This window comes from Glycomyces dulcitolivorans (assembly GCF_003265355.1).
GTDB lineage: Bacteria > Actinomycetota > Actinomycetes > Mycobacteriales > Micromonosporaceae > Glycomyces > Glycomyces dulcitolivorans.
In genome coordinates this window covers 1-9,444 of the sequence record NZ_QFRW01000227.1, presented here as the reverse complement: position 1 = coordinate 9,444, position 9,444 = coordinate 1, and the positions used below count along the sequence as shown (strand labels likewise).

At 70.7% G+C, this 9,444-nt stretch carries 6 protein-coding genes; 1 reads left to right on the top strand and 5 read right to left on the bottom strand.

The features are described 5' to 3' along the window. Positions 1 to 137: 137 nt before the first annotated feature. The 5 genes from DI269_RS15465 to DI269_RS15440 form a co-directional block, all read right to left on the bottom strand. Entirely contained in the window at positions 138 to 644 is a 507-nt protein-coding gene (locus tag DI269_RS15465) for a tRNA adenosine deaminase-associated protein (protein WP_112137359.1), read from the bottom strand. Between the two features lie 469 nt (positions 645 to 1,113). Then, on the bottom strand, positions 1,114 to 2,487 hold the full coding sequence (locus tag DI269_RS15455; protein WP_112137355.1) for a PrsW family intramembrane metalloprotease: 1,374 nt from the start codon (positions 2,485 to 2,487) through the stop codon (positions 1,114 to 1,116). Then, a complete protein-coding gene (locus tag DI269_RS15450) occupies positions 2,484 to 2,855 on the bottom strand; it encodes an STAS domain-containing protein (protein WP_112137352.1) in 372 nt (123 codons plus the stop codon). Before DI269_RS15450 ends, DI269_RS15455 begins: the two co-directional genes overlap by 4 nt. A 290-nt stretch (positions 2,856 to 3,145) precedes the next feature. Beyond that, complete coding sequence (locus DI269_RS15445; protein ID WP_112137350.1) at positions 3,146 to 3,700, bottom strand: response regulator; 555 nt, start codon at positions 3,698 to 3,700, stop codon at positions 3,146 to 3,148. Continuing rightward, complete coding sequence (locus tag DI269_RS15440) at positions 3,697 to 8,130, bottom strand: HAMP domain-containing protein (RefSeq protein WP_112137348.1); 4,434 nt, start codon at positions 8,128 to 8,130, stop codon at positions 3,697 to 3,699. The genes DI269_RS15445 and DI269_RS15440 overlap by 4 nt, the downstream gene beginning before the upstream one ends. A 249-nt stretch (positions 8,131 to 8,379) precedes the next feature. Between DI269_RS15440 and DI269_RS15435 the strand changes: the two genes are divergently transcribed. Continuing rightward, positions 8,380 to 9,372 (top strand): LPXTG cell wall anchor domain-containing protein, encoded by a 993-nt coding sequence (locus tag DI269_RS15435; protein WP_112137346.1) that lies wholly within the window; start codon positions 8,380 to 8,382, stop codon positions 9,370 to 9,372. The last annotated feature ends 72 nt before the right edge of the window (positions 9,373 to 9,444 follow it).

The window sequence follows — 9,444 nt, the reverse complement described above, 5'->3', positions numbered from 1 at the left end:
GGCGGTGTCGGCCTGGCGTGCCGGGCTGCCGGGCCGCAGGTGCGCCTCACGGCCCGCCGGGAGGCCGGTGCCGCGCGCCGCGTCGAGGGCGCGCCGCATCCAGTGCTCGTGGACCTCGCGGCGGGACTGCATGGGGGCTAGGCGCCGGTGGCGTCTTCCAGGGCCTCGGAGAAGCCGATGGACTTCGCGACCTCGGAGACGACGTCGGAGGGCATCATGCCCTCCTTGGCGCACAGGGCCAGCAGGGTCGAGCCGGGCACGCCCAGGTCGCCCAGGAGGTCGGCCTCGCCGACGGGCTCGGCGTCGAGCTCGGTCGGGCGCGCCGCGATGGACTCCTCGTCCTCGGAGTCGATCTCCTCGGTGTCCTCGGGTTCGAGGTCGCCCAAGAGGGCCTCACCCAGGCGCGACTGCGACGCGTATTCGGCGTCGGAGCCGAAGGTGCGCAGGTCGTCGCCGTTATCGAGGCGCATCACCGTCAGGTACTCGTCGTCGGCGTCGACGAAGAGCAGCGTCAGGTCAGCGTCAGGGAAAGCCTCACGCATGGCCTCGGCCGCGTCCTCGACGTCGGCAACTGCGTCGAGGTCGACCTCGGCGGCCTCCCAATCGTCGCCCTCGCGGCCCACAGCCACAGCGAAATACGACACGATCCGTCCCCGTCTTCTCACTCAATGGAACCAGCGCCGGAGCGGCGGCTGTCCGAACGACCTACTGAAGGATGTGGCGGCCCGCGGTCGATGTAACCACAGGATCCAATCGCCGGTCAGCAAAAGATACAGCTCGCAGGAGAGCCCGGTGACCCCAGCGGCCGTCCCTGCGACTGCGGCAACGCCGACCGCCGCCCCGCGGTCACCGTAGCGCGCCAGCAAAGCTGCGGCGACAGCCCCGATCGTACTCGCGGCCAAAGTCACCCAGGCGAAGCCCGCCCCCGTCAGGGACCCGCCGTCAGCGCCCTTGGCATAGGCCAAGAGCCACAACAGGACCCAGAGGCCGGACAGGGCGGCACCGGCAGCCACGGGGCCGATGCGGACGGGGTGGGGCTCCCTCCAGCGGGGGCGCCCGGTGCGCGGCGGGGGCGCGTCGGGGCCGATCCAGGAGGTGGGCCCGATGGGTCCCTCATGCATACGTGACAGGGTACGCAGGGGGAGGCGGCAGCGGGGCGAGCGGCAGCGGCATGACCGGCTGCGCGGGCGGGTCGATCGCGCGCATCTGGCCGTCGGGGAAGGCGACGTGGTAGCGGCGCCCGTCCCACAGCGCGGGCGGGGTGCGCGGGTCGCGGCCGACGTACGCGGTCCTGGCGGTGTTCATGCGGTGCACGCCTTCGAGGACGGTCTGCTCGCTCCAGGGGGCGCCGATGCTCGCGAGGTCGTACTGCTCGGCGACGTCGGAGGCGGCGCGCTGGAAGTCCTTCATGGCGGCCTCGCCGGGCTTCCCGGCCCAGCGCAGGGCCCAGGCGCGGGCGGAGGCGCGGCGGGAGAAGCTGGCGAGGGACGCGAGCTCGGGCGGGGAGATCTGGGCCGCGGCGACGAGCGGGGCGAGGGCGGTCTGGGTGCGGCGGGCGTCGGCGGCGCGCAGCCACAGGGCGGCGCCGACCATGGTGAAGAACAGGGGCGCGAGGAACGCCGGGTAGAGGGCGAACCAGAGCGCGGGCATGTCGAGGGCGACGCCGAGGACGCTGGAGCCGTTCCAGAGGGCGTGGAGTCCCATGCCGCACAGGAGCATCCCGATGATCCAGACGGCCTGGCGGCCCTTGCGTCCGGGCAGGCGGGCGGCGCGGCCGAGGCCGATCGCGGAGAGGCCGGTCATGAGCGGGTGGGCGAACATGGTGGCGAGGCCGCGGACGACGACGAGGATGGTGACCTGGGCGATGCCGGCGGCGTCGTCGAGGGAGGCGCCGTACACGTAGGCGCCGGAGGCGTAGAGGACGTTCTCGGCGACGGCGAAGCCGGCCCCGGCGAGTCCGCAGTAGACGATGGCGTCGAGGGTGCCGGTGAGGTGGCGGCGGGCCGTCCAGTAGACCAGGAGCGGGCCGAGGAGCTTGGCGATCTCCTCGATGACGGGCGCGGAGACGACGGCGGCGAGGTTCTGGTCGAGGCCGTTGCGGTGGAGGAGGTATGCGGCGCCGGTGTTGACGCCGAGGGCGATCGCGGTGGCGACGCACGCGCCCCAGCCGAAGCAGAACGCGAGGACGAGCCAGGGGCGGCGCCGGTAGCGGCCGAGCCACAGGAACGTGCCGACGAGGATCGGGGCGGGCAGCAGTGCGGCGATGAGGCCGACGGTGGCGGCGCGCACGCCGGTGCCGTCGACGATGGCCCAGCCGAGGACGATGAGGCCGCCCGCGAACAGGCCGACCGCGCCGGTCACGATGAGCGGCCGCGACTTGCGGGCGAGGCCGGCCCAGCCGAGGGCGATGCCGGTGATGGCGAGGCCCGCGGCGACGCCGAGGATCGTCAGAAGCGTCACTGCCGCTTCGGAGAGGGCGGGGATCATCGGGCGGACTCCTGGTCGGCGGCGGCCTCCGGTCCGGGCTCCTCGGGGTCCTCGCGGATGACGAAGTGGTCGCCGATGCCGGAGACGGCGAGGAGCCGTTTGAGGAAGTCGCCGAGGTTCGCGAGGACGAGGACGGCGCGCGACCGGGCGGCGGCCCTGGCGAGGATCACGAGGGTGCCGAGGCCGCGCGAGTCGCAGAAGGTCACGCCGCGCATGTCGAGGACGACCCGGACGGGGTCCTCCGCGAGCGCGGCGTCGACGGCGCCGGTCAGGCGCGGGGCGGTGTGCAGGTCGATTTCGCCGGTCAGCGCCACGATCGTCTCGTTCGACTCGCGGTATACCGAGATGTCGAGCTTCTGGTGCACCACGGCACAACCCTAGCCGGTTTTCCGCCGCGGCAGGAGGCCCGAGGCGATCGTTACGAAAATCGTTGCCGCGGTTCCGGGTTCGAACACGCTGGGTGAGGAGTGTCGTACCCGCGAGGGAGGCTTGAATATCGGGGGAGCTCGCGCCCCCCACCAACTGGGGTGCCCGCGGATCGCAGCGGGTTCAACGCTTCGAACACGGGCGGCGACAAGCGGTGTCACACCCCGGCGGGAGGCTTGAACATCGGGGGGCCTCGCACCCCCCAACATTCGGGGTGCCCTCTTCCCTGCGGTTACACCGCGCCGGCCTCCAGGAGGGCGAGGATTCGCTGGATCTCGGGGTCCTCGTCGCGGCCCTCGTGCCAGGCGGCGAGGGCTTCGCGGGCGGCGTCGAGGCGCTTGGTGAGGTGGCCTTCGCGTTCGCGGAGGTCCTTGGTGCGCTCGGAGGTCTGGCGGAGGGCCTGGCCCTGGGCCCACAGGTCGATGAAGACCTTGACCTTGGTGCGGAGCATCCACGGGTCGAACGGCTTCGTGATGTAGTCCACGGCGCCCACCGAGTACCCGCGCATCGCCAGGTGCGCGTCGCGGTCGGCGGCCGTGAGGAAGATGATCGGGGTGTGGCGGGTCTTCTCGCGCTGCTTGATGTGCCGCGCGGTCTCGAACCCGTCCATGCCCGGCATCTGCGCGTCGAGCAGGATCGCCGCGTAGTCCTCCGAGAGCAGCCGCTTGAGCGCCTCCTCCCCGGAGGTGACCGCGATCGTATTGACCGGCAGCCCCTGGAGGATCGCCTCAAGGGCGAGGAGGTTCTCGGATCGGTCGTCCACGAGCAGGACGCGGGCGGTGCTCATGCGGTGCCTCCAGAGGTCGGTTCGCCATTGTCCCGTCCGGACCCGCGGCGCGGCTTCGCGGGTGCCGCGCCGTGTGCGCCGCCGCTCCCGGCCCCGTTCGCGCCGATCCAGTGCGACATGGTGTCCAGCAGCAGGTCGAGGTCCACGGGCTTGGTCAGGTACGCGCTCGCGCCGGCCTCCACCGACTGCTCCCGCTGCTCGGCGAGCGCCTGCGCGGTGAGGAACACGATCGGCAGGTCCGCGAACTGCGGCATGCGCCGGATGACGCGCGTGGTCTCGTTGCCGTCCATGCCGGGCATCATCGAGTCCATGAGGACGATGTCGATCCCGGGGTGGTGCTGGAGAGCGTCGATGCCGTCGGCGCCGTTCTCGGCGTAGTGGACGTCGATGCCGTGCAGCTCCAGGGCCGCCGTCAGCGCGAAGACGTTGCGGATGTCGTCGTCGACGATGAGCACCGTCGTCCCCTCCAGGTGCTGCGCGGCCGCAGACGAGGACGGCGTCTCGGGTGCGCCCGTCAGGATGCCCGGCTCCACGACCGGAATGGGGAGTTCCGCGGGGACGAGCGGCAGGTCGCCGTCGGCGTCGATCTCGACGGGCACCACGAACGTGAACTTCGACCCGTGGTCGCCGGTGTGCTCGATGAACACGTCGCCGCCGAGCGCGTTCGACAGGGACTTGGAGATCGACAGGCCCAGGCCGGTGCCGCCGAAGTTGCGGCGGGTCGTGCCGTCGGCCTGCTGGAACGGCTCGAAGATGATCGACTTCTTCGCCTCGGCGACCCCGATGCCGGTGTCGATGACGCTCAAGGCGATCCGCTCGGCCGCCGCGTTCAGGTGCGGGGCGTCGAACCGGAGGTCGGCGGGGACGCGGCGCACCGCGAGGGTCACCGAGCCGACGCGCGTGAACTTCACCGCGTTCGACAGGAGGTTGCGCAGGACCTGCTGGAACTTCTGCCCGTCGGTCTGCATCAGCTGCGGCACGCCCGTGCCGACGTCCACGTTGAACTCCAGGCCCTTGTCCTCGGCCTGGGGCCGGAACGCCGCCTCGATGTCGCCGAGGACCTCCGCGAGGTCCACCGGGTGCACCGAGACGACCATCCGCCCGGCCTCGATCTTCGACAGGTCGAGGATGTCGTCGATGAGCGTGAGCAGGTCGGTGCCGGCGTTGTAGATGGTGCGCGCGAACTCGATCTGGCGCTCCGAGAGGTTCCCGTCGGAGTTCTCCGACAGGAGCCGCGCGAGCAGCAGCAGCGAGTTGAGCGGCGTGCGCAGCTCGTGCGAGACGTTCGCGAGGAACTCCGACTTGTACTTCGAGGCCTGCGCGAGCTGCTCGGCCTTCTCCTCGATGTCCTTGCGGGCGGTCTCGACCTCTTCGTTCTTCAGCTCGATCGCCTTGTTCTGCGCCGACAGCAGCTGCGCCTTCTCCTCCAGTTCGACGTTGGTCTCCTGGAGCCGGTTCGACTGGGCGCGCAGCTCCTGCGCCATCCGCTGGGACTCGCGCAGCAGCACCTCGGTGCGGGCGTTGCCCTCGATGGTGGCGAGCGTGACGCCGACGTTCGGGGCGAGCGCGTCCAGGAACCGCTTGTGGAGCCCGGAGTACGTGTTGAACGAGGCGAACTCGATGACGCCCCTCACCTTGTCCCCGAACTGGACCGGCAGGATGATCAGGTCGGTGGGCGTGGCCTGGCCGAGCCCCGAGGAGATCTCCAGGTAGCCCTCGGGGATGTCGTGCAGGTGGATGGTCCGCTTCGACGCCGCGGCCTGCCCGACCATGCCCTCGTTGTCCTCGATGAGCTTCTTCTCGCCGGGGTTGGGGTGCCCGTAGACGGCGTTGAGCCGGTACGTGACGTGCCCGGCGACGTCCTCGTGGCGGACGTAGAACGTCGAGGTCTGCGCGTCGATGAGCGGCGTGACCTCGTCGAGGACCATCCGCGTGACCTCCTCGACGCCCCGGCGGCCCTGGAGGAGCGAGGAGATGCGGGCGAGGTTCGAGTTGAGCCAGTCCGCGTCCGTGTTCTGGCGGGTCTTGTCCCGCAGGGCGGTGATCATCTGGTTGATCGACTCGGTCAGGTCGGCGATCTCGCCGGCGGCCTCGAAGTCGACCGACTGGGTCAGGTCGCCGCGGGCCACGGCATGCGCGACGTTCGCGATGGCGCGCAGCTGGAGCGTCAGCGTCGCGGCCAGCGAGTTCACGTTGCGGGTCAGGGCGAGCCAGGTCCCCGAGACCCCGGCGACCTCGGCCTGGCCGCCGAGGTTGCCCTCGACGCCGACCTCGCGGGCCACGCGCGTGACCTCCGTGGCGAAGCTGGAGAGCTGGTCGACCATGGTGTTGACGGTGGTCTTGAGTTCGAGGATCTCGCCTTGCGCGTCGACGGTGATCTTCTGGTTCAGGTCGCCCTTCGCCACGGCGGTGGTGACCTTCGCGATGTCGCGGACCTGGCTGGTGAGGTTCGACGCCATCGAGTTCACGTTGTCGGTGAGGTCCTTCCAGGTGCCCGAGACGCCCGGCACGTTCGCCTGGCCGCCCAGCTGCCCCTCGGTGCCCACCTCGCGGGCCACGCGCGTCACCTCGTCGGCGAACGAGGAGAGCCGGTCGACCATCGCGTTCATGGTCGACTTCAGCTCCAGCATCTCGCCCTGGGCGTCGACGGTGATCTGCCGGTTCAGGTCCCCGGCGGCGACCGCGCTGGCGACGGAGGAGATGTTCCGCACCTGGCTGGTCAGGTTGGAGGCCATGGAGTTCACGTTGTCGGTGAGCGCCTCCCAGATGCCGGAGACGCCCTGGACGTTCGCCTGCCCGCCGAGCTTGCCGTCCGTGCCGACCTCACGGGCGACGCGGGTGACCTCGTCGGCGAACTGGGACAGCTGCGCCACCATCGAGTTCAGCGTCGACTTCAGTTCGAGCATCTCGCCCTGCGCGTCGACGGTGATCTGGCGGTTCAGGTCGCCGTTCGCGACCGCGCTGGCGACCGACGAGATGTTCCGCACCTGCGCGGTGAGGTTCGCGGCCATGAGGTTGACGTTCTCGGTGAGGTCCTTCCACGTGCCCGACACGCCCGGCACGTCGGCCTGACCGCCGAGCCGCCCCTGTGAACCCACTTCACGGGCCACGCGGGTGACCTCGTCGGCGAAGCGCGAGAGCTGGTCGACCATGGTGTTCACGGTGCTCTTGACCTCGGCGACCTCGCCCTGGGCGTCGACGGTGATCTTCTGGTTCAGGTCGCCCTTGGCGACCGCGGTGGTCACCTTCGCGATGTTGCGGACCTGCTCGGTGAGGTTCGCGGCGAGCTGGTTCACGTTCTGCGTCAGGTCGCGCCAGGTCCCGGACACCCCGAACACCTGCGCCTGCCCGCCCAGGCGGCCCTCGGTGCCGACCTCGCGGGCGACGCGGGTGACCTCGTCGGCGAAGTTCGACAGCTGGTCGACCATGGTGTTGACGGTGGTCTTGAGTTCGAGGATCTCGCCCTGCGCGGGCACGGCGATCTTCTGGTTCAGGTCGCCGCGCGCGACCGCGCCGGTGACCTTCGCGATGTCGCGGACCTGGTCGGTGAGGCTGGAGGCCATGTCGTTCACCGACTCGGTGAGGTCCTTCCAGGTGCCGGACACGCCCGGCACGTCGGCCTGGCCGCCCAGGCGCCCCTCGGTGCCGACCTCGCGCGCGACGCGCGTGACCTCGCCCGCGAAGACCTGGAGGGTCTCGGTGAGGGAGTTGATGGTGTCGGCGAGCTCGGCGACCTCGCCGGAGGCCTTGACGGTGATCTTCTGGTTCAGGTCGCCCGAGGCGATGGCCTGCGTCACCGTCGAGATCGAGCGGACCTGCTCGGTCAGGTTCGACGCCATGGTGTTCACCGCGTCCGTCAGCGACCGCCAGGTGCCCGACACGCCCTGGACGTCCGCCTGCCCGCCCAGCGCGCCCTCGGTGCCGACCTCGCGCGCGACGCGCGTGACCTCGCCCGCGAAGGAGCGCAGCAGCCCGACCATGCGGTTGACGGTCTCGCCGAGGCGGCGGAACTCGCCGCGCAGCTGCGTGCCGTCGATCTCCAGGGCCGCCTCCTGCGACAGGTCGCCCGCGGCGACCGCCTCCAGCACCCGCCCCAGCTCGGTCGTGGGCCGCACCAGGTCCTCGACCAGGCGGTTCACGCTCGCGGCGCCCTCGGACCAGCCGCCGTCCAGGTGCTCGATGACGAGCCGGTGGTTCCACGACCCCTCCTGGCCCACCGCGCGGGCGATGAGCGCGAGGTCGCGGGTCTGCCGGTCGGCCTGCTCGACCACGGCGTTGAACCGGTCGACGACCTCCCCGGCCAGGCCCTCCCCGCGTGGCAGCCGCACCGAGAAGTCGCCCCGCTCGACGGCGCCCAGCGCATCGGCCAGGCTTCGGAGCAGGTCGGACTCATCGGTCGGGTTCGCTGTACGGGAAACGGTGTCCGTCATGGCGTGGTTCCTCAGCTGCGGAGACAGGCGGCCCTTCCAGGTTGTCACATCCGGGGGGCAAACGTGAAGGCAGGTTACTCAGGGGGAGGTATCCGGTCACCACAAGTCACGGAAAGAAAAGTGGCGACTACTCGCAACCGTTGTCCACTGAGGCGCGTTTATACCAGTGCACCGCTCCCGCGGACCCGCTATTACCCCAGCGGAAGAGCAGGGCGGTGCACCCCCCAGTTCAAATCGCATAGGAGAAGCATGTCCACCCTCAACAAGACCGGCCTGCGCCTCGCCGCGGCCGGAGCCGCGGCGGCCCTCGCGCTCGCGGCCGGCGCCCCCGCGTTCGCGCAGGAGGAGCCCACCGAAGACACCGCCACCACCCCGGCGGAGGAGACAACCACCGAGTCGGCTCCGGAGGAGACCGGAGAAGAGAACGCCGGCGGCTCCGAAGAGGTCGAGGAGGAGAAGGACCCCGAGGCGGTCGAAGAGGTCCCCGAGGCCGAGGTCCCCGAAGGGGAGCTGCCCGCCGAGGGCGAAGGCGAGGAAGGCGCCGAGGAGGGCTGGGAGCACATCTACTCCTACCAGTACCTCGACCAGCTCCTCCAGGGCGCGAACGAGGGCGAGTCCGTCCTCGCGCAGCCCGAGTTCTACGTCGAGGAGGCGGCCGCGAACCCCGAGCTGACCGCCGCGACGATCCTCGTGTTCACCGACACGGTCAGCCTGGAGAACCTGCTCGCCGACGGCTCGTGGGACCTGACCTACCACGCGTACGCCGCCCCCTGGTACGACAACTGCACCATCTGGGAGTGGGGCGCGACCTGCATCGTGACCGACTTCGAGGCCGAGGCCGGGAAGACCTACACCCCGTCCGAAGAGACCCCGCTGTACTACGAGATCGTCGGCGAGGTCGACGAGGACGACGCCGCCGCCTACTACGCGGTCGACGTCGACGCCGCGGGCCTCGAAGAGGTCCTCGCCGAAGAGGGCGCCACCTACGACCTGGACTCGGACTACCAGTTCGAGCTCGTCGAGACCGGCGGCTCCGAGGGCGACTGGTTCTACGACTTCGGCCTGTTCTACTTCGAGGCCGACCTGGTCCTGCCGAACCTCCCCACCGCCGAGGAGCCGGGCCTCCCGGTGACCGGCAGCTCCTCGATCATCATGATCTCCTCGGCGGCCGCCGCGCTGCTCGCGGGCGCCGTGGTGTTCATGGTCCTGCGCCGCCGCAAGGCCGCGGAGAACTGGGAGTAACCAGCTAGGGCCGCAAGGCGCCAGCGACACATTCCGAGGGGCGGCCGCCCCGGTCGACGGTTGACCGGGGCG